Origin of the sequence: Aequorivita sublithincola DSM 14238, assembly GCF_000265385.1 — a bacterium.
Taxonomy (GTDB): Bacteria; Bacteroidota; Bacteroidia; order Flavobacteriales; family Flavobacteriaceae; genus Aequorivita; species Aequorivita sublithincola.
In genome coordinates, this window is the sequence record NC_018013.1 from 1,059,338 (window position 1) to 1,081,394 (window position 22,057).

At 34.5% G+C, this 22,057-nt stretch carries 20 protein-coding genes and 1 tRNA gene; 12 read left to right on the forward strand and 9 right to left on the reverse strand.

Annotated elements, in window-relative coordinates:
- Nucleotides 1-56 precede the first annotated feature (56 nt).
- Nucleotides 57-461 (reverse strand): helix-turn-helix domain-containing protein, encoded by a 405-nt coding sequence (locus AEQSU_RS04965; protein ID WP_014781765.1) that lies wholly within the window; start codon nucleotides 459-461, stop codon nucleotides 57-59.
- Nucleotides 462-586: 125 nt separating this feature from the next.
- On the opposite strand from AEQSU_RS04965, the gene AEQSU_RS04970 reads away from it, so the two are divergent.
- The 10 genes from AEQSU_RS04970 (at nucleotide 587) to AEQSU_RS05020 (ending at nucleotide 10,123) form a co-directional block, all read left to right on the forward strand.
- On the forward strand, nucleotides 587-1,801 hold the full coding sequence (locus AEQSU_RS04970; RefSeq protein WP_014781766.1) for a HEPN domain-containing protein: 1,215 nt from the start codon (nucleotides 587-589) through the stop codon (nucleotides 1,799-1,801).
- A 15-nt stretch (nucleotides 1,802-1,816) separates the two neighbouring features.
- Nucleotides 1,817-2,164: a hypothetical protein gene (locus tag AEQSU_RS04975; protein ID WP_014781767.1), complete on the forward strand. Its 348-nt coding sequence runs from the start codon at nucleotides 1,817-1,819 to the stop codon at nucleotides 2,162-2,164.
- A 669-nt stretch (nucleotides 2,165-2,833) separates the two neighbouring features.
- Complete coding sequence (locus AEQSU_RS04980) at nucleotides 2,834-4,546, forward strand: hypothetical protein (protein ID WP_042491653.1); 1,713 nt, start codon at nucleotides 2,834-2,836, stop codon at nucleotides 4,544-4,546.
- A gap of 2 nt (nucleotides 4,547-4,548) precedes the next feature.
- Entirely contained in the window at nucleotides 4,549-5,097 is a 549-nt protein-coding gene (locus tag AEQSU_RS04985) for a hypothetical protein (protein ID WP_014781769.1), read from the forward strand.
- Between the two features lie 9 nt (nucleotides 5,098-5,106).
- Nucleotides 5,107-5,661, forward strand: a complete 555-nt coding sequence (locus AEQSU_RS04990) for a hypothetical protein (RefSeq protein WP_014781770.1) — start codon at nucleotides 5,107-5,109, stop codon at nucleotides 5,659-5,661.
- Nucleotides 5,662-5,832: 171 nt separating this feature from the next.
- Nucleotides 5,833-6,804 (forward strand): T9SS type A sorting domain-containing protein, encoded by a 972-nt coding sequence (locus AEQSU_RS04995; RefSeq protein WP_014781771.1) that lies wholly within the window; start codon nucleotides 5,833-5,835, stop codon nucleotides 6,802-6,804.
- A 794-nt stretch (nucleotides 6,805-7,598) separates the two neighbouring features.
- On the forward strand, nucleotides 7,599-8,483 hold the full coding sequence (locus AEQSU_RS05005; RefSeq protein ID WP_014781772.1) for a DUF488 domain-containing protein: 885 nt from the start codon (nucleotides 7,599-7,601) through the stop codon (nucleotides 8,481-8,483).
- Nucleotides 8,484-8,486: 3 nt separating this feature from the next.
- The gene (locus tag AEQSU_RS05010; RefSeq protein WP_014781773.1) at nucleotides 8,487-9,308 is read left to right on the forward strand and encodes a hypothetical protein; all 822 of its coding nucleotides are present in this window, start codon (nucleotides 8,487-8,489) and stop codon (nucleotides 9,306-9,308) included.
- Nucleotides 9,309-9,761: an HNH endonuclease gene (locus tag AEQSU_RS05015; protein WP_042491659.1), complete on the forward strand. Its 453-nt coding sequence runs from the start codon at nucleotides 9,309-9,311 to the stop codon at nucleotides 9,759-9,761.
- A 32-nt stretch (nucleotides 9,762-9,793) separates the two neighbouring features.
- Nucleotides 9,794-10,123, forward strand: a complete 330-nt coding sequence (locus AEQSU_RS05020; RefSeq protein WP_042491661.1) for a hypothetical protein — start codon at nucleotides 9,794-9,796, stop codon at nucleotides 10,121-10,123.
- Nucleotides 10,124-10,183: 60 nt separating this feature from the next.
- On the opposite strand, the gene AEQSU_RS05025 is transcribed toward AEQSU_RS05020, so the two are convergent.
- The 8 genes from AEQSU_RS05025 to AEQSU_RS05060 all read right to left on the reverse strand — a co-directional run bounded on the left by AEQSU_RS05025 (nucleotide 10,184) and on the right by AEQSU_RS05060 (nucleotide 20,050).
- Complete coding sequence (locus tag AEQSU_RS05025) at nucleotides 10,184-10,771, reverse strand: hypothetical protein (protein ID WP_014781774.1); 588 nt, start codon at nucleotides 10,769-10,771, stop codon at nucleotides 10,184-10,186.
- An 8-nt stretch (nucleotides 10,772-10,779) separates the two neighbouring features.
- Nucleotides 10,780-11,847: a DUF3800 domain-containing protein gene (locus AEQSU_RS05030; RefSeq protein WP_014781775.1), complete on the reverse strand. Its 1,068-nt coding sequence runs from the start codon at nucleotides 11,845-11,847 to the stop codon at nucleotides 10,780-10,782.
- A 105-nt stretch (nucleotides 11,848-11,952) separates the two neighbouring features.
- The gene (locus AEQSU_RS05035; protein ID WP_014781776.1) at nucleotides 11,953-13,161 is read right to left on the reverse strand and encodes a GIY-YIG nuclease family protein; all 1,209 of its coding nucleotides are present in this window, start codon (nucleotides 13,159-13,161) and stop codon (nucleotides 11,953-11,955) included.
- Complete coding sequence (locus AEQSU_RS05040) at nucleotides 13,154-15,205, reverse strand: DEAD/DEAH box helicase (protein ID WP_014781777.1); 2,052 nt, start codon at nucleotides 15,203-15,205, stop codon at nucleotides 13,154-13,156. Before AEQSU_RS05040 ends, AEQSU_RS05035 begins: the two co-directional genes overlap by 8 nt.
- Nucleotides 15,202-17,958, reverse strand: a complete 2,757-nt coding sequence (locus tag AEQSU_RS05045; RefSeq protein ID WP_014781778.1) for a class I SAM-dependent DNA methyltransferase — start codon at nucleotides 17,956-17,958, stop codon at nucleotides 15,202-15,204. Before AEQSU_RS05045 ends, AEQSU_RS05040 begins: the two co-directional genes overlap by 4 nt.
- A 14-nt stretch (nucleotides 17,959-17,972) precedes the next feature.
- Nucleotides 17,973-18,764: a nucleotidyl transferase AbiEii/AbiGii toxin family protein gene (locus AEQSU_RS05050; protein WP_014781779.1), complete on the reverse strand. Its 792-nt coding sequence runs from the start codon at nucleotides 18,762-18,764 to the stop codon at nucleotides 17,973-17,975.
- On the reverse strand, nucleotides 18,761-19,555 hold the full coding sequence (locus AEQSU_RS05055) for a type IV toxin-antitoxin system AbiEi family antitoxin (protein ID WP_014781780.1): 795 nt from the start codon (nucleotides 19,553-19,555) through the stop codon (nucleotides 18,761-18,763). The genes AEQSU_RS05050 and AEQSU_RS05055 overlap by 4 nt, the downstream gene beginning before the upstream one ends.
- Nucleotides 19,556-19,968: 413 nt before the next feature.
- Nucleotides 19,969-20,050, reverse strand: a tRNA-Leu gene (locus tag AEQSU_RS05060).
- 185 nt (nucleotides 20,051-20,235) lie between these two features.
- Between AEQSU_RS05060 and AEQSU_RS05065 the strand changes: the two genes are divergently transcribed.
- A complete protein-coding gene (locus AEQSU_RS05065) occupies nucleotides 20,236-21,174 on the forward strand; it encodes a ribose-phosphate pyrophosphokinase (RefSeq protein WP_014781781.1) in 939 nt (312 codons plus the stop codon).
- A 144-nt stretch (nucleotides 21,175-21,318) separates the two neighbouring features.
- A complete protein-coding gene (locus tag AEQSU_RS05070; RefSeq protein ID WP_014781782.1) occupies nucleotides 21,319-21,969 on the forward strand; it encodes a 50S ribosomal protein L25/general stress protein Ctc in 651 nt (216 codons plus the stop codon).
- Nucleotides 21,970-22,057 lie beyond the last annotated feature (88 nt).

Sequence of the window (22,057 nt, forward strand, 5' to 3'; positions counted from 1 at the left end):
AAAGAAAAACCCCAGCCACTAAGCCAGGGTTCATTTATTAAATAAGTAGGGAGTTGTTATTTGCTTAAAAGCTTTTCTAAGTAAGTATTCTTTTCCTGTTCTGCTTTCAACAAACGTTCGTAAAGTTTTTTGTTTTCTTCAACTGCTTCCATTAATTTCTCTAAAGGATTGAAAGTAGGATAATTATTAAAAAAAGCAGCATTATCATTATTTGTTACTGTGTTACCGATAATATTGAATACAGCTTCTTCGCTAAAATTTTTTATTCCTTCCTTGGTCACGCCCAAAGCCTCAGCAACTTTTTCTAATTTCTCATCCTCCACAGTTTCGCTTTGCTCAATTTGTGATATACTCTGTTGGCTAATTCCCATAGCCTCAGCAAGGGTCTCCTGCTTCATACCGCGAAGTTCACGGATACGGCTTATTTTTCTACCAATATGGTTTGACGTTGTTGTGCTCATATCCCAAAGATAAAGATAATTCCAATATATAAAAAAGTAAAACACAATCTTGGCGTGGTAAAATACAACTGTCCATAGTTCGGTACACTTCCAATGAGCTTTTATTTTATCTAAAATAAAAAGTCATGGAAGCAAACATTATAAACCTAGAGAACAATGAAGACAGGAAAACCATTACAAAATTGGTTTCTGAAATTACAAAAAAGGTAAACGTCAACCAGATTTATCTGATTATCGGAGATGAAGAATCAAGCCGTCATTATAAATTTATAATAATTATAGAAGATATGGCAAAACGATTCAAACAACGGGTAAAAGAAGTTCTGGATGAATGTCTACAAGAATATCCTATGTTTTATGCCCAATTTTTCACGCTACATTATATTCAAAATATCACTTCAGAAGGAAACACTTTTTTTCTAAACCATTGCAACAAGGAGAAGCTAATTTATTATCATCATAACTATGAGGAAGGATGGCTATTCCATAATGTGGACCTTTCTGTAGTCGTAATAAAAGCCAGAGAGAATTTCTTAAACCAAGAAGAGAAAATATTGGGTTTTAAAAAGGGAGCGGAGCTTTTCTTGGAGAATAAGAGTTTTGGTCATTCGGCTTTTATGCTCCACCAAACTATTGAGCATAGTTTTTTGGCCGCAGAATATTTCTTAATGGGAAAAACCTTTACTGGACATTTGATAAGCGACCACCAAAACTTTATGGGAAACGCCCATAAAGAATTTAAAAACATCTTCCCGAGGGAAAATGAAACGGATACAAACCTTTTAAACAAGCTAAACAAAGCCTATTGCGATACTCGCTACTCTCTTAATTACCAAATAAGAGAAGAGCTTGTTCTTGAAATCAAAAAAAGAGCTGAAGATTTGATTCAATTAGTAAAGAAATATGTTGAGGCAGAACTATTGAAATGCGAAAGATTGCTCAAAAACAATTACCAAAAACAGCCTTTAGAAAAAACTTATGATATAAACGAGACGAAAACTACGGATAACGCAACCGATGAATCAATATTGGAAAAGATAAAGAAATTGGGCAAACAGAATTTTATGACATTGACACCAATTGGAGGTACTCGAGAGGGCTATTATCTCAACTATGCCCGTGTGTATGATTATTTGGATCTCTTCGCCCTATTACAATCGACACTTAATGTTTGTATACTCGCTTTGGAGGAACAGCAGGATTGCACGCTTGACATCAGGAACAAGGAATATGATGTAAAAGCCGTATTGAGTTTTGCTAAAAACTTAATCCCTTTGGAAGAAGCAACATTTCTTGATAAGATGCGGGAACTGATACTATCTACAGAAAAGAATGTTTAATAAAAAGATGATAAAATGGAAACAAATAAAAACATACCCAAAACTGACAAGGAAAAACTAGAGGAAGCAATCCAACTGTTGAGCCCAAGAAAGCGCAGAAAATACAATCGTGAATCTAATGATAATATGCAGGAAGTTACATTTGAGGTAACAAACAATGGGGAACTTCAATACATTATCTCCTGTCTACTACGTGTATGCATCCTGTCATTAGAAAATGAAGACGGATTCTGGTCTCCAAGATTGTATAATTGCTCCGAAGATCAAACGGTCGCAACAGTTTTGGAATTGGTGGATGCACTTATGCCTAATTCACAATTGTATAGTTATGATGATTTGGAGGAACTTTTGCTAGAAGAGTAAAAAAAAATATTTTAGATCATTTACAAAGCTTTTTACTAAAAAATCCGTGAAAAATTTGTCTATTAAAAGGGTGTTCGAAGGTTTTTCACGGAAAATTACTAAAAAACAAATTTGTATAGATTGATAAATTGCTAAAAACAAGTGGTTTATAAAACAAAACATCGCGCAGCGTGTTATCCTCTTGCTTTACAAATTTTTTCCGCTCCGCTCCAAAAAACGTAAACCCTTGCTAATTTAAAACAGATGTAAATTTAGAGCTACCCATTTCAATTTTTTAATATCAATTACTTTCTATCCTTAAAGAATAATCAAAAGAAGGAAGATTATTTATAGCCCAAAGCAAAACAATTTACTTATTATATCCAGAGAGTTTTTTTATTTACAACAGAAGCAGTTGTACAAAATAAAAGGGTTTAAATATTATTTATTCCATTTCCTTCCCAAATAGGTTCCTGAAATATCAAGTGAAAAGACGCACTCATAAAACAGAAATTTCTATATCCATCTCAGAGGAAAATAAAAGGTCAACTGAAACACCCCATATCAGTTTTTCCTTTATTGAAATGTTGCAAATTCCTACAAAAATTTTAATAAAAAAAAACTTTTTTGATTATTTTATATAATATAATTAAATGATTTTTGCGCATTATTAATCTACAAAATATAAAAATGAAAAAATCATTAAATAATAAAAAATACCTGCTTGAAGGTCTAAAACTCTTTAAGTTTTTAATTATTATTTCTTTACCAATTCTGATATCATGTGAAGATGATTATTTAGAAGAAAAACCTCAAAGTACTGATTCAAATAAAGAAATTGGAGTTGTAAACGGAAGAATGTATTTCCCAAGTAAGGAAGTTTTTGTGGAAACCTTCAAAAAATATGCTGATGAATCTAATGATGAAATTTATACATACGTGAATAAATTTTACAACGATGATTTTTCGTCATTAAGAATTCCTGTTACGGAATCCAATGAAGAAAAAGTCTTGGAGAGATATCAGAAAAGAATTGAAAGATTATCAAATGAATATGGCCTTAATAGACCCGAAGGAGATATTTATGATGATATAGACGATTTAGAAGAAGTTATTGGTGATGAAGCATTTTCTGCCTTTTTAAATGAACAGGCAGAGATACAAGTTGGGAATACTATTTATAAATACACGGATGTTGGACTTTTTTATGCGACTCTTGATAACTATAGCGTACTTGACCAATATTTAGAAGTAAAAAATATATCGAAAAATTTATTAGTTCCCACAGACGAAGGAGCGAGGCAGGTTGTTGAAAGTGACATTCCTAACACTGGTGAAACAATCCTTGAAAATGGCACTTTGTTTTATTTTATAGCTCGTTGCAGTACGGACCCATATAGTCAAAATAGATGCGCTCCTGGAGGTGGAGGTGGAGGTACTGGCGGCGGTGGCGGTACTGGCGGTGGAGGTGGCCAAACTCAACCTTTAGATGGGTTACAACCTTATTTAGATAATTTAAGTGTTTGCGATAGTCGCAATGGATTATTTGGAACTCTTTTTGGGACTAATAAGATATGTATAGATAAATACGAAAGTGATAGAAGAGTAAAAACTAAAGTTTTTAATTATAATTATTATTTGGTTTACCACATCGGTGCAAAAGTAAAACATCAAAAGAAGGGTTGGACCGGAATTTGGAGACAAGAAGACACAAATATAGTTGCTGCAGGAATTGAAATGGCTCAGTTTGAATATGATTACACAAAAATATTGCAACCGAAATTAGGTCAAATTACTCAAACTGATTTTAAACACGCCTACAAACCTTTAAATATTAGATATAATGTGAACACTTCTATATGGAATTATCCAAATGGAAATGCACCTTATACGTTTTTAAGTTCTGAAACCTTTATAAGTAGTAATATATATCCAAGAGTTTTTTGGGATGACTTAATTTTTGAAAGTTATGGAAATAACAACTCAGTTGATTATGCTCTGGGTCTCGCAAATAAACAGTTGACTAGTGATAATTTAAATAAGTTATTTTGGAAAGAGTTATATAAGAATGCTGTAAGTCAACTTAAAAGTTTAACTAATAATAATAACTTCCAGATGCCAAAGGGTATAACTTTAATATCTAATCATCCAGGGTATGGGAAACTCTTCGTACAAAAATCTTATTATTCAAATTGCTCAAATTGTTCTAATCAAGAAAGAACATTTGATTTTGACGGTGCTGCCCAGGTCGGGATAAGTTTTAATGCAAATAATAATAAGTTTTCATATTCTGGAGGTGCTGGACAGTTGGTCTTACCAAAATCTATGAAAGTGAAAATGTATGGAGTAGCGAAAAGAAATGGAGTATGGCACGGTAGTAAAATAGAAGTAGGATTAAATTAAAAATGAGATTTTTTATATTTTTTTTACTGTCTTTTTCTTCATTTTCTCAAACATCAAGGGATAATGATAGTTGGTGGTCTGATAATTATAACTCGGTCACAACAATGGGCATAAATGGAAATTATGACAGCCGTTTCGGCAATGACAGTGAAGACAAGATACAGAAAGGAGTGGCGGTTGAAATGACTACCCTTCACGGCATCTTTTTGTTTGATTATCTTTCCTTATCTGCGGGCTTGGGAATTGATTGGAACTCAAACAGAACATTTTGGTCGATGCCCATTTTAGGCGATTTGCGTATCTATTTTCACGAACACGGTTTCGATAATTCCCCTTTTGTATTTTTACAAATGGGTAAAAATGTAAAAATTGGAGATGTTTTTGTAGAAGGACGTCCTGTAAAAATCGGTGCAGGCATTACCTTGGGTGAAGACGAGAATTTGCAATATGTTTTGGAGATTTTCAAAAAATTTAAAGAAGCAGTATTTGTTGGTGAAACAGGTTATTATGAAGTCACCAGCTTTGGAGCTTCTTTTGGAATAAAATTTTAAAATAAACTAATGAAAAATTTAATAATTATATTTTTATTTTTCACAATCTTCATGGCTCAAGGGCAGGAAGAAGTTTCAACTCAGAAAGTTTGGCGTGTTAATTTTATAAATCCAGGTGTGGAGGTTGAAGTTCCCGTTAAGAAAAATAGCACTTTTTCAACAAATCTTGGGGTTGGATTTAATGGTGCATATCCGGACTTAGTTTTTGGCGAAGAAAACGGAATCATTTATATAATAGCACCTTTTGTGGATTTACAGTTCAAGCAGTTTTATAATTTCGAAAGGAGAGTTGAAAAAGGTAAAAGTATTTCTGGTAATTCCGGCAACTTTATTTCTGCAAGAATAATTTCAAGAGGACCTTCTATTGCGGACAATGTAATTAGGAAGTCAGATGTTGATATTGCAATAGGCCCAACATGGGGCATTCAAAGAGAATTTGGAAATGTTCACTTCTTGTTCGATTTAGGGCCACAATTTTATTTCGATATTGATGGAAATAATGGTTTTTGGCCATTAATGGCACAACTGAATATTGGTTTGAATTTAAACTCAAACAAAATGTAGAGTTACACTTCAAAATCTATAAAGGGATAAGTGTTTTCGTTTATCCCTTTATACGCTTATTTTTTTTAAAAGTTGCAAATTACATCTTAATATCTATAAATAGATTAGTGAATAAATTATTTTCAGTGCACATTTGTGTGCTATGAATTAAGAAATTAAATTTTTAAAATTATGATAAAGAAATTACTTCTACCGTTGTTTTTGCTTTGTGCAATTTTTATAAATGCCCAGAGCGTTTATGAGTTTGAAACCGAAAATATTGCTTACCAGAATTTGGTTGGCAGCACTTCGCTTAACAATGGCGAAGTTTGGGACGATCCGGGATATACCATACCCTTAGGATTTAATTTTACGATCAGTTCTCACACTTTTGGCACTATTTATATTGTGGAATGGAGTTTTGGCGGAGAACTTTCAAACGAACAAATCGACTCTGGAATTTTAACCCTAATTTCACCGATAGCACAGGATATTGCCGATTTAGGATTTGGTTCGGGAATTTCACAATCCAATATATCCTATAAAACAGAGGGTTCGCCAGGAAACAAAATCCTGAAAATCGAATGGAACAATATTGGTTTCCTTGATGATTCCACAGAAAGCGACTTTATGAACTTCCAGCTCTGGTTATATGAAGGATCAAACATTATTGAATATAGATATGGTCCAAACCAAATTAATAATCCATCAGAATCTTTTGAAGGTATTTCAGGTCCTTTGGTTACCTTGGCAACATCTTTAAATATTGATGAGGGCGAATTGGTGGACAATGGATATGTTGTAGAGGGGGATCCTGCGAATCCCGCAGTGGCTGTTGTAGCGGCAGGTGATTTTTATGACGGCGATTATTTGCAAGGCGCCATACCCGACGGGATGGTTTACAGATTTACGCCCCAACCATTATCAATAGAGGATTTCACACAGAATAATTTCCAAATCTCCCCAAACCCAGCTTCGGAATTTTTGAATATTGAGACGCAACTAAGCAATTACAATTTCAGCATCTACAATTCACTTGGGCAAAAAGTGATTGGAGCATTATCTACAAATAAAATAGACATATCCAACCTATCTAACGGAATCTACTACATAAAAATAGAAACCGAAACAGGATCGGCTACCAAAAAATTTATAAAGCAATAATAAACATATAGTTCTTGTAGAATATGAAATTTTCAGAAGTAATACAAAATGGGATAAACCTTTTAGTTTATCCCATTTTATAGAATATTTATTCAAAAATCGGGGAATGCTGGATGTGTAGTGCTTTTCATATGCCTTATATTATTATGCTGAAAACTTTCAAAATAATTTAAACAGCTATTTATTTATAGTTCAAATCAAAACGATTTACTTATTATATCTTGAGCGTTTTCCTTTCCTTTTTGATTTATAGCAGAATCTCAAATACAGTCGAATTCGCCCCTCAAAACAGAGACTATCCGCATTCCTATTCTCGATTTACTTCCCATAGCGCCGTCACGTTACCTTTCTGATACTGCTCCATTTTAAAATTTAAAATTAGAAAAGGACTTATAAAAGGGAGCTTGCGACCGGTTATGCAGTGCTCTAATTTTAAATTTTATACCTTTTATCGGAAAGGTAACGTGATATAGGGATTTATAAATATGATTGGGAACGTTTTGAAATGCTCCTTAGAAATTCAGAACTTCAATAGCAGCAGGATCAAGCGGACTCAATTTCAAAATTTAATCTTCCAAGGTTTATTCTTCGAAGAATATATAAATAAAATTTTGGGATTGTGCCAAGACAATGTAGTGAAGCGCATTTCCCGAAATGCAATGAAGTGGGAATGGGCTGGAACGAGATGTAACGAAAAAATCCAAATTAAATCACATGACACAATTAGCTTGAGAAAAGTTCCGATAGTCCTAAAAAAATTCTTATTTGGATATTATAATCGATAATTTTGTAAAATGTTTTATAGAAGGAAAATAGTATTCGCATTGTTGGAGAATTTTGAAGAAGGATTGGAAAGTACTCGTCTTCAAAAAATGGTGTTTTTATTAACCAAAATGCAGAAGGAAGCTAATTATGACTTCGTACCATACCGATATGGTTGCTATTCCTATTCTTTAAAAGCGGATCTTCAAGCAATGGTTAAACGGGATTGGCTTTCAATAAATGAAAAAGCTTACCGCGCAAAAACTAATAAAAAGTACTTTAAGGAGCTTACCACAAAAGATCAAAAATTAGTATCTGAAACTATTGCTCGATACGGGAATATGAAAACAGACGCCATCACCAAGCATACCTATCTCAATTTTCCATATTATGCGACTAAAAGTATTATTGCTGAAAGATTGCTGCCAGAGAAATACTTTAAAAAAGTTATTGATGCGCGTCCAGGTAATGATAGAATAGCTCTTTTTACTATCGGCTATGAGGGTATTTCTCTAGAAGAGTATCTTAATCGCTTAATCCAAAACAATGTGCATTTATTAGTAGATGTGCGTAAGAATCCGTTGAGTCAAAAATATGGGTTTAGCAAAAAGACCTTAAGTACCTTTTGTGGCCGTTTGGGTATTGATTATATTCACATACCAGAAGTCGGTATTGATTCTAGTAAGCGTAGAGAATTAAACTCGCAAGCAGATTATGACGAACTCTTTAAAGAATATCGAGAAACGGTATTAAACGATACAGCGCATAGTCAGAATACTATTTTTGAATTGCTTTTGCGATACAAAAGAATCGCACTCACCTGCTTTGAAGCTGACACTTGCCAGTGCCACCGCACCCATCTAGCCGAAAAATTAAAAAAATTACCTAATTTTAAATATCCATTAATGCATATATAAAATATGGCGCTCACTAAAGTTCTGATTACGGTTAAGACCTACCCGACTTTCTCATCTACCTACGGCGAATTAGTATGTACAGCAGGATTTCTTGAAGATGGAACTTGGATCAGACTTTATCCCATTCCTTTTAGAAAATTGAAACAAGACGAACGCTATAAAAAATATCAATGGATAGAATTGGATATTGTAAAAAATGACAAGGATTTTAGACCAGAAAGCTATCGTCCGGCAACCATCGATACACCTATCAGGCTTTTAGATACCATTGATACTAAGAATAATTGGTTTCTAAGAAAACAGTTTGTTCTTAATAATGTACATACCGATATGAAAGCTTTGATAGCAAGTGCACACGACAAAGATATCTGTACGTCATTGGCAGTTTTTAAACCTACAGTCATAAAGAATTTTAAAATTGAGCAAATTGCTGGCGAATATGACAAAAAGAAATTGGATCAACTACAAGCGTTAAATGATCAACAAAATCTTTTCGAAATGGACGATCTTAAGTTCGAGCTGGCCGAAAAACTTCCTTATAAATTTTCTTATGAACTCGAAGATGAAAACGGTGTGTCCAGCACGATGATGATTGAAGATTGGGAAATAGGACAATTGTATAGAAATACTCTTGCCGCATCGGAAGGCAATCAGTCGGTAGCTACAGATAAAGTTAAAGAAAAATACTTTGATGATTTTGCCGAAACAAAGGATTTACACTTATTCCTGGGAACAACGAAATCATTTCACTATCGTTCCAGAAATCCATTTATGATAATAGGAACTTTTACCCCTAAAATTGATACACAAACCAGCCTCTTCTAAATGCGCTGCATTTTCTGCAAACAAATATCAGATTCCTCAAAAAGTGTCCAGCATATAATTCCTGAATCACTGGGAAACAAGGATTTGATTCTGCCATCTGGGACGGTATGTGATTCCTGTAATCAATATTTTGCGATTAAAATAGAAAAGCCGATGTTAGAAATGAAATATTTTCAAAATGTAAGGTTTAGGAATCAGATTAAAAGTAAAAAAGGTAGAAATATTCCTTACAAAACTCTCTTCCCTCATAAAGATGGTGGTTGGTTCGATATGTATATTCAGGATGACAGCCTTGCATTCAGTGGCGATGATTCAAAAATTATCAATTTGATTAAAGAAAAAAAAGTAAATAAAATGATGTTTGAAGTGGTTGACCAGCCAGTATATCCCAACATCAATATTTCTCGCTTTCTCGCTTTCTCGCAAAAACAGCTATTGAAGCCTTTGCTATAAAATTTGAAGACGATAGGATATTACTAAATGAAATGATTGACATGCCTCAATTAGATCTATTAAGAGAATTTGCTCGATATGGAAAAGGGAAATTTTGGAACTATCACCAACGTCGCATTTATTCTGAGGAAACTCGCTTTGAAGACCCTCTACACCATCCAGAGCCTTATAAAGTACTACACGAATTGGATTTCTTGATACTTAAGCCGGGTATATATTATTTCGTCTTGGTCATTATGGGTATTGAGTATGTTATCAATTGTGGCGCTTCTGAATTGGATTTATATAGACTTTGGTTATTGGAAAATGATGATATTTCACCCATTAGAAGATTTTCAGAAAGAATAATAAATAAAAAGTGAAGCCATTTCAATAATCTCTTATTAAAATTTTACATACTTCCTATCTAATCTCAAAATAATTCAATGTGTTATAAATCTATTATAATAATGTAATTTTAACTGTATAGCGACATACACTTCAAATAAGTAAAGCTCCGTTGAGCCTTCTATGGGCAAAAGGGATACCTGGCAATCTTCTCTTAATATTTTTTTAAATGGCCCGGAAAACTTGTCAAAATCAAGTTCTTTTCTCGTTCCTGTGTGCTTTATTCCCAAAACCTCATTATGGAATTCTCTACCCATCGTGTAACTCAAAGAAGATGAGAAATGATTTGATCCTTTTATATGTTGATGAATACGTTTAATAACACCACGAGATATTCCTGTGTAAAATGGTTCATCATCTAACCAAAAGAGATAAATACCCTTAAAATCTTCGAATTGCTCTAATTGAGGAATTAGGCGTTTTAAGGAATTGTGAGATGTCGCCTTTCCAACTCCTATTTTACCAAAGTTCTCATAGATACTAATTACTCTTGACTTATTTTTGAGCTTAGCGAGCATAGCAGGAAAATTTTCAATTATTTCCTTAAATTCCCGAGTTTCATCAGGCAAGAAATTTGGTGGCCAATACTTTTGAAGTTTTACTTTTGGGTTTGCATTTGACATTGTGAATACTAATCTTTAAAAGCTTGCGGAAAATTGTGAACTAAAAAATCAAGTGGGTTAATACCTTCTCCTTTCTCTAAACCCAACGCTATTGGGGATACATCGTCAGTTGGCCATAGACATTGAGAATTTGACAATTGGAATAGCTTACTTTCTTTAATTTGTTTTGAAAACTTTTCCATTTTACCTTCTTCATTATTATAAGCAAAAGCAATTGCGCTGGCAATTAAATCAGCACATTGAACACCCATTTCATCAGTAGAGTTAACCAATTCCACAGATGAGATTTGATGAGGGAAACTCATAGTACGATTATCATATCCTATTTCTATGGTTTTGCTGGTTTTTGGAACAAGTTCAAGTGTTTTATCGATGTATCTTTTATAATGTTCAATTTGTTTTGACTGATCAAATCTCACATCAATTTTATCATTAATCTGTTTTGCCCATTTATCACAAAGAACCAAAAAGGTAGAAAATGTGACATCTATTGAAAATTGGTCAACCGCACCCAAAACTTCTTCAATATGGCTTTTACTTTTTCTAACAGGTTCAAGAATTTTCTTTTCGTCAATTTGGCAATACAATTCTTCAGTTATAGTGTAGAAATTACTGATTGATACAGCATCTTTATTTCTAATCATTGCAACAAAAGCTTCTAGAAAAATGTTGAATAAATGTTTATTCCAATAGAAGTTACCGAAGTAGAATATCCAATTTGTATAGGCTATATGGCGACCGTGAAGGTATAAGTCATATCCTTTATGATAAAAAACCGTCTCAATCAATAAATCGACTATCTGGCCACAAGTAGCAAATTCCTTATTCGCATAATATAGTATTATGTGATCTTCCTTAATCCAAGGACTGTTCAAAAAAGCTAAAATCTTTCTTCGACCTGCATCACTCTTTTTTAATTGCTTAAAATGAATCTCGCCATCTACAATGAAAATTGATTTTATTTCATTTTGCGCCTTATCATCATAATTTACGGAAGCCAAAACAAAAACCTTTTGATCATTATTGAGCATATCCTGACCAGTATTTCCAGCCTCATCAAAATAGATTTTATTCATATTCGGAATTTTTCATTGTATTGATATAATGTTTAAGATAAAAGAGATCTTAAATATATAAAAGTTTATTATAGCTGTTTGTTCTCTTGTTATTCGCTGTCTTTGTCATCGTCTTTTCAGCTCCGCCGTTGTAGGCTCATAATAAAAATCTCCAATTGTTCCATCCTTAATTTTATCAATCATCTTATCAATAATAAATATTGGAACTAAAAACCATTCTTTAACTTTAACCAATTTTCCAAAACGATCTTTGACCTCAATATCAAGGTTTGCGTTACCTAAAAATTTTTGAATAACCTTTTCCAACTTCATACGATTGATATTAGCTAGTTTGTAAGTGGCTACAATTTCAACTTCTGCCATCAGATAAGTTGGATCGTTTTTAGCATTTGAAATACGATTTTTAACCTCTTGACCTGTTACACCAATTTTATGAATTACATTCTTGTTCTCAGTTACCAACGGATTATCAGAAAGTGAGCGAAGAACATAAACAGTACCGCTTTCAAGATCATCATCACTGTTTTCTCCTGAGAACAAAGGACCCAGATTCGGTTCGGAAATAAATCGGCTTGTTTCATCTTTATACATTGCCCGAATGAGAGACCTTAATAAAATATTACTTTCGGTACCATTGGCATAAATAACTCTTAATCGAGCGTCATCTTCACTATTTGGAGCTTTAAAAAATTCACCGATCTTAGCAATGTATGCAATCTGACCTCCAATAATAACAAACTGCTTTTCACTAAGAGATGCTTTGGTAAACCCAGCATCTTTTCTAAATCGGATTGTGTTTCGGTAGCCAATCTCAATATCATTCTTAACATCATCAAAGAGAGGTTTAAATTCGTCGAAATCTTGACATACCTCTCTATTTGCCATTTCCTCCACAGCCCTTTTTACTGAACGTGGTTTAACATATTTTAATTTAGTGATCGAATCATCTTCTTCATCAACTCCAAGTTTTGCTAATAACTCATCATCACTTAAATTATCTGGAATGCTTGAAACATTCTCATAATCTCTACTTAGAATATTTTGATAATCCAAATCACCTAAGAGTGCCTTATGGTTTTTAATTTTGATAATCTGATCAAGCCTGACCGCGTACAATCTTTCAAAAATATCCTTGTCTTCTCCGTGCTCTGGCAAACGTCCGTGTTTCTCTACAAATTTTTGAATTTCTTCAAACCCAGCAATAATGCGCTCTTCTTGTTTAGTATGGGTAATAGATTTCTTGGCTTCAACTTCAACACCTAGTGCTGAAAGAAGCGCATTGTCTTCATCAGTAAGTTTATTTTCCTTAGCCATTTTGTTCTTCAGATTTTTTTCTCGCGAGGAATGCAATTCCTTGTGCCATTCTTTGCTCCCAGGGATCAGCAGACTTTATATCTGGCAATCGTCCCCTTTCATTTTTGAACTTTAAAGCGCGTTTGGCAAGTTCACGAGCTTCATCTAGTGATATATTTGGCTTTCTACCCGAAATCACCTCCGCCATAGCCCTTAAACTTTTCTCTGTCATTGCCTTTGATAAAATTGAATAGGCCTCACTAAAGGGATTAATACTATCAATCCAGTCTACGTCTAAATCCCTCACGTCCATCGTAAATTTACGGACTCCATCAATCAATGACGTATTTGATTGATCCTTTAGCTCGTCATCACTATTAAGTTTTTGTTTACCCATTTGGGTAAGGTTTATCGCTGCAATAGCGTGTTGTCTTATCGCCTCCAGGTCTTCATCGTCTATTTCAGGATATTTTTCCCTAATTATTTTCCCCATTCTTATTTGGGTTAACTCTTGCGGGACTAATTCTTCATCAAATAATCCACGTCCAATCGCTTCCTTATCTTGAGCAAATGCAGCAATCACCTCATTCAAATCTTCTTTACAAATACGCTGAGCACTTTCACTTTTAGGCATTGAAAGTCCCTTAATCTCAACCTCATATTGACCTGTCTCTTCATTAAAGCCGATATTTTCCTTGTCGGGATTATAGCCACCTTCACCATAATCTACTCCTTCTAAAGGTCCACTCTGAGGATTCTTTGGGGTGAAATTAAATCTTGGCGTAAGTACCTGCTCCATTAAAAGACTGGCAGAAATAGCCTTCAATGTATCATTTACGGCATCCGCGACCGCTTCTTCAGAAGCGTCAACTTCGGCAATTAAATTTGTGAATCTCGTTTGAATTTTACCCGGAGCATCACGCGTGGCGCGACCTATTATTTGAACTATCTCAGTCAAACTAGAGCGATAACCAATGGTTAGTGCGTGTTCACACCATATCCAATCAAAACCTTCTTTAGCCATTCCAAGAGCAATTATAATATCGACGTGATCACGATTTGTTTTAATTTCTGGTAATCTAAGTGCTGCTTGAACTTTGGATCGTTTTAAAACGTCATCATCTACTAAATCAGCTATTTTGATAATTTTTCCTTCCGTTGTTTTAACCAAATGAAACCCAGTTTCAGGATCAACACCTAGCCACTCTCCTAACTGATCTATAATATGTTCAACTTCCTTTATCTTTTGACCGGTGCTCTCACGCGAATTGACATTAGGAATATGAATAATTGTTTTTTCGTTGGGGTTTAGCACATTCAGGATTGCATCGGAGTAGGCTTCACTATAAAAGTAGTATCCAATGTTGAGCGTCTTTAAATATTCATATCCATTTAATTGCTCGTAATAAGTATAGGTTACAGTATCAAATTTGGATTCATCCTCCGGCATTAAGACTGGATTAGCGTCACCGCGAAAGTAAGATCCTGTCATTGCAACTATATGTGCTTTATCTCTAGAAATTAATTCTTTGAGTTGTGTTCCCAGAACATTATTATCATCGGCACTAACGTGGTGAAATTCATCAATAGCAATTAATCTGTCATCAAAAACATCAAAGCCAAAACGATCAACCGCAAATCTGAATGTAGCGTGGGTACAAACAAGTACTTCATCCTCACTATCTAAGAATGACTTTACAGAATTTACTTTACTACCATCCTCTCCTGGTGAGTTGCATAGGTTCCATTTAGGTTGTACAATCCAATCATAATAAAAGCCATATTTCGATAATGGTTCGTTCGCAAAGCTTGAACCAATAGACTTTTCAGGTACTGCTATAATAGCTTGTTTAATTCCTTGACTGTTAAGTTTGTCTAGGGCAATAAACATTAACGCACGACTTTTACCCGATGCTGGCGGTGATTTGATCAGTAAATATTGCTCTCCACGCTTTTCATAAGCACGCTCTTGCATTTCTCGCATTCCCAACTCATTGGACTTTATAGAATTTCCTGTGCCTTTATAACTTACAGTAACTGTTGGTATTGATTTTTGTTTTGTCATACTTTTTTTAAATCGTTAGTCATTTTCGTATAGAGTTCAAATAATTTTTCAAGACGCTCCGTGTCATTTCGAAAACGCCGACCTATAAATATGCGCTCCAAAACTTCATCATTTCGATGATGTGCCTGCTTTAAATCCTCTGGTGTTTTATTTGTATCGTATAAATCAGCAATAGATGAAGGAAAATGACGTTCTCTAGCAATCAATATTTCTTCTGCACAAGCTGTTAAATCTTCCTTATTTTTTTTTGTTAAATCTGGTATTGGAAAGGTGTTCCATGCAAGTGTACTGGTAAAACGATAACGCATTTCCATACGGGAACATACTGTGGCGACCCAGATTAAATTCATTCGAGATGCAATGAGTGACAGAACCCATAAATCAGTACTTGGCATGTTAAACGCTGAATTTGAAACTGCTGTTCCTGGTTGGAGAAGTCCAACAGGCAAATATTCTCTGTTTTCAGAACTAGTAACAGGAACACAAATTATTGGTTCCGATGCTAACGGTTTCCTTTCATCAAATCTATAGGGCCAATTAGCTGCCTCAACTGTGGCCTTTTTTTTGCTTTCAAGGCGAAATTCTTTAACTCGAAGAATACGTTCGTTTATCGTTTTTATATCACTTGCTTCATCTATATTTTCATCATCTATCCATATACAATACCTATAAAATCCATTGATTAATTCATTTGATCCTACAAAAGGTCTAATGAATTTATTGGTTTGCTCTGTTGTCAGTTTCAAATCACTTACTTCAGATTTTTCCAATAGCAGAAATCCTCCATCAGTTGGAGAGTTGCCTCTGCTAAACTCTGGCATTCCACATATATGATTTCTTACTGATTCAACGATTGTGTTCTTCCCGGGAACTAAATATGGATTTATATTATCCACTTCACGAGAAGCAGTTTGATTGTTGTTATCGATATCATAAATTCTTTTTTTAATATTTTTTTTATTTGAAATTCCAACAATTACTACTGTAACACCTGCATTCTGACTCGCTAAATTTGACCATTTGAATGATGTATGAGCGAATATTATTTCATGACCATTATTTAAGATTAACGGCCATAACAACGGTACTTGTTGACCTTGACAAATAGAATTTGTGGATACAAATGCAGAGCTAGCATCAGTGTATTTACCGTATTCTACAGCTTTCAAAAACCACCCAGCTACATAATCCAATGGTTTCCATCCTTTAATATAACCTTCGAAAATATTTCTCAAGTCATTTTTTTGGCTGCTATTTTGCTTTTTGCTACCCAAATAAGGTGGGTTTCCACAAATAAAAGTCTCACCCCCTTCATTATCAAAGTCAATTTCTGCTTGATCCAGTGGGGTACTAAAAAGATCGTCCCCGTGAAGCTTTACGCCTGTTCCCGTTGGTGGGCATACCGAAAGCCAATTGATGCGTAGAGCATTTCCTTTGGTAATCCAATTTTCAGCATCTAAAGGTAAAAATTCGGCCAGAGCTAACTGATTCCCGCGATACAGTACATCACATTGATATTCGGCTATTATTAGTGCGAGTCTAGCAATTTCTGCGGAGAAATCTCGAAGCTCAATACCCCTAAAATTAGTTAGTGGTATTTCACTCGAAAGATTTTTTTCTCCTCGTCGTTTATTAATTTCATATTCTATTTCGCGAATTTGCTTATAAGCAATTACAAGAAAGTTTCCAGAGCCACAAGCAGGATCGAATACTCTAATACGTGCCATACGTCTGCGTAAATTCAATAACTTTCTGGCATTATCTCCCGCGTGCTCTAAATGCTCTCGTAGATCATCTAGGAATAATGGATTTAGAACCTTTAAGATGTTTGGAACAGAAGTGTAATGCATTCCTAACATACCACGTTCTTCATCATCCGCAACAGCTTGAATCATCGACCCAAAAATATCAGGATTGATTTTCTTCCAATCTAGATTACCTACGTGGATTAAGTAAGACCGAGCTATTTTAGTAAATTTGGGAACATCAGTTGATCCTGAAAACAACTCACCATTTACGTAAGGAAATTTATTAGCCCAAGTCTTTGTATTATATTTTTCACGGTCTTTTAATTTCGTGTCCATAGCACGAAACATTTCACTGATAATCTCGTGTGTATCGGAAGCATCACTCATACTCATTTGTTGTACGGTAAGTGTGAAAAGTCCATCACCTTGAAAGATACCCGTGTCTTCGGCAAAGAAGCAGAAAATTAAGCGTGCCAAGAAATGGTTCAAATCTGGTCGCCTCTCTGCACTCGCCCAATCGGAATTGTGTTGTAATAATTCAATATAAAGTTTATTTAATCTACCTGTGGCTTTGATGTCAAAGGCACTCTCCCTAATTTGCTTAACTGTACTTATACCAGCTAACTCAAGGAAAAAACTGAAGTATTCGTGAAAATCTTTGTATTCACATACTAAGGTTTCTCCACTAATTATATTTTCCGCTTGAAATTCTTGTCCATCTGTGGCTAGGATGAATTGTGTTTTTGATTTTTTAGTTTCGGGAGTTTCTCTTAAAAGCGTTAAAGTATCTGTGACTTTGCCAGTATCAGAAACTGCAATGTGAATATTATTTCGTTGCAATACCCCTCCAACAATTGTTGACTTATTGGTGTTCCCTTCCCGCAAACGCTTAACGGTAGTATCTTTATTTCCAAATGCTTCTAGAAAAGAAAACGCAAATTCTTGCGAGTCAAATGGCTGATTCGCTAAGTCTGATACGGCTTCTTCAATTTCAACTGCGTTCATTATAGTTCTTTATATTATTTAAGCTTCTCAACTAGTTCGTTCTTTAGCCATTCAAAGGCTGCACTTTGGTCATATTTAATTTCCGGTCTTAACAATGCCTCCATATCGCCAATAAAATCAGGATTAGTTTCCTTTTCTTCCATATTGAGTAAAAACTCTTTTTTTGTAGGTGTTTTTCCAACAGATACACTCATATACTTATAGAAACAATCTATAATTGATGGGATGTCTAGGTTTTGATTTAATCTTGAATAATCTAAATCAAACAAATCCCTTCCTTTACTTCTTTGATACAATGCTCTTAGTTTTGTACCCAATAATTCATTGATGTTATAGGTTCTAATATTAGCTTTACCTTCAAACCAATTACTTTTTACTTCAAATGGAAATTCTACCCAAGGCAACACGTTAAAATGTTCCTTACAATTGATTTCCAACTTTAACCGCAGTCGAATATTCTCATATTCCGAAGTAAATCGGTACATCGCCTTTGCCCCGTGACCACCTATTTTAGTACTTCTTTTTTCTTCAAAAAAAGTAACCACCTCAGCAATGCGTTGCATTATCGGTTTTATCGGTCCTGGTTTAACTTGAACCAAATCTATATCTTCTGAATAGCGTGGCGCAGGGTTTAGATATAACTTATGAAGTGCAGTACCTCCTCTGAATGCCAGATTTTCATTTAAAAATTCATCAGAAAATATGTCAACGAGGGCACGACTGATGACCAAGTCCTGTTCTACCTGTGAAAATTCTCTCCAAGGTGCATTCATCTGCCATTTCGCAATATCAGGTCTTGGTATCATAAATCACTTTCCATTTTAATATTAACATCAACTTTCCATCTATTTTCAACGGATCCCGGCTTTTCATTTGATCTTGGACTTAACAAAACTGGATAGAATTTTTCAATTTTTAAATGTTCATATATGAGATTTGCTATTTCAGATTCTGGATCAAATTCATTCAACAAATATCCAAAACGTTGTAAGACGCTTTTTTGACGGTACCAAGACAACAATTCTTTTGCGTCTGCTAATTTAATTTCTTCAGCCAATTCTTCTAAAACAGAGAGCATTCTATTTAAACCGCCTATTTTGGTTTGATGATAAATTAAGTCAACAGCTGTCAAGCAAGGACTGGATATTTTGAACATCCCTGCATCTCCTTTTTTCGATAATACGTTTTTCGTTGGCCAATTGGACACAGTAAAAAAGTCAAGATTGATTGCGTGTTTGGAGATTGATAACAAAGGCGCTTTGTCGTGTAAAACGTATTCTTTTTGAATTTGTTGATGACCAGCACCATAAAATTTTGCTGCGGAGTATAAACCGACATAATAATTACGCTCTAAATACTTAAAAAGGCTATTAACGTATAGTTCGATGGGTAATTTCCCAAATTTTGAATATCGTGGTGGAATAATTAAATAAAAATGATGCCGTAAAGGAATGACATCACCTTTTTGTATGGCATAAGATAATTGACTCTGTATTGAAGTTTCAGACTTATTTGCTTTAGCAATAAGAAGTTCGTCCCAATTGAATGCATAACTTTCAAATGATAATCGCTCTTTTATAAAGTTGGATAGATTCAACTGTAGTAAATTTTCGAGAAATATAGTGAATATTAGTTGTTTTCTTGAAAGTTTACTAAAATAATTTTTAGAATTTATATTTATTTAGGCGACATCGTATGGATTATACATAACAAAAGAAGGAGTTATTCTAAACAATTTTATAGAAACAGTAAAATATTGATAGTACTTAATGTCCAACAATAAATACTCCCTAACTTTCATTGATAAGGGACTAATTTGATGTCAGTAAATTTTCAAGGTCGATTTAGGCTCAGTAAATCCTCAAGAAATGAATATGAATAGTCTCACTTTCCTCCAAACTATCAAATTAATACAAATCCAATTAAATATTATAAAAAAATGAAAATGTTGTACCTATGTTGTACCAAGTGATAAAAAAAAGACTTCAACATTTCTGCTGAAGCCTTTTGTACTCGAGGCGGGAATCGAACCCGCACGTCCTAAAACACTGGATTTTGAATCCAGCGCGTCTACCAATTCCGCCACTCGAGCTTATTAGTTTACCATTCTACTCTAACGCGTCTATCATTCCAATAACTATCGGAACCGCCACTCGAGCAAACGGGAGGCAAAAATAAACAAATAATTGTAATTTATTGAAAAATTATAAAAGGTATTTTTTTAAAATGTGCTCGGTATTAATTTTTACCTTTGCAGCTTAATCAACAACCTATATTATGCCAACTATCGCTCCGGACCCTAAGATTTTTGCCTGTAAACAAAGTGAAGCACTCGCAAAGGATATTGCGGAAGCCTTCGGAATATCATTGGGAAATGTTATCACTGCCCATTATAGCGATGGTGAATTTCAACCTTCTTTTGAAGAATCCGTTCGCGGAAGCCGCGTTTTTTTGATAGGCTCTACCTTTCCGAACAGCGATCATTTAATGGAACTTCTACTTATGATAGATGCCGCTAAACGAGCTTCAGCAAGACACATTACGGCCGTATTGCCTTATTTTGGTTGGGCACGCCAGGACAGAAAGGACAAACCACGTGTTCCTATTGCAGCAAAATTGGTTGCAAAAATGCTTGAGACTGCTGGTGCAACAAGAATTATAACGATGGACCTTCACGCAGATCAAATTCAAGGATTTTTTGAAAAACCAGTGGATCATCTTTTTGCTTCAACTATATTTCTTCCGTATTTAAGAAGTCTGAACCTTGACAATCTTACAATCGCTTCGCCAGATATGGGCGGCTCAAAACGTGCGTATGCCTATTCAAAATTTTTGAACAGCGATGTAGTAATCTGCTACAAACAACGCGAAAAAGCTAATATAATCTCGCATATGGAACTCATTGGCGACGTAAAAGGCAAAAATGTTGTGTTGGTAGATGATATGGTAGATACTGCCGGAACCCTTACTACTGCTGCAGATTTAATGATGGAACGCGGTGCATTGAGCGTTCGTGCGGTTTGTACGCACCCACTTCTTTCAGGAAATGCTTATGAACGAATTGAAAAATCACAATTACTAGAACTGATCGTTTCAGATTCAATTCCAACAAAACCAAGTAAAAAAATTAGAGTGATAAGTTGCGCCAATCTTTTTGCAGATGTTATGTTGAGCGTAAATGCTAATAAATCTATTAGTTCAAAGTTTTTAATGTAATACCTTTCCTTAAAACTAGAAATTTATTTAAAACTCCAAATAATTCTAAATCGTAAATCGTAAATCCAAAATAAAAATTATCTTTGCACTCCCTAAAAAACAGCTTTTTAGGGAATTTTTTAATTAATAAACAATTTAGAAAAAATGAAATCTATTACAATTAAAGGATCACAAAGAGAAAGCGTGGGCAAAAAGGCAACGAAAGCCCTACGTAATGCTGGAATGGTTCCTTGCGTAGTTTACGGAGGGAAAGAACCAATTAGTTTTTCAGCAGAAGAAATTGCATTCAAAAACTTGGTTTACACTCCAGACGTACACACTGTTGTTGTGGATTTAGGAGGCTCAAAAGTTCAGGCAATCCTTCAAGATATACAATTTCACCCAGTAACAGACCGTATTCTTCACATCGATTTTTACCAAATTTTTGATGATAAAGAAGTAATGATGGAAATTCCAGTTCGTACCACAGGAAACGCTCGTGGAGTGCGTAACGGAGGTACTTTGCGTATTGTTACTCGTAAACTTCGTGTAAAAGCTTTGCCAGAAAATCTTCCAGATTTTATTGAGGCAGACATTACCGAAATGAAAATTGGTGCTAAAATGTACACTAAGTCTATTGAAACAGACAATTTCAAAATTATGCACCCAGAAAACACTGTTATCTGTCAGGTTAGAACTTCACGTACTGCAGTTGTGGACGAGGTTGAAGAAGAAGAAACTGAAACAGCTGAAGGTGCAGAAGGAGAAGAAGTTCCAGCTATTGAAACTGATGATGTTGCAGCAGTAAAGGACTAAATTTCTTTTTAGAAGATAAACAAAAAGCATCCTATTAATTGGGGTGCTTTTTTTATTTTTACAACTTCTTGATTCAAAATTCAATGTT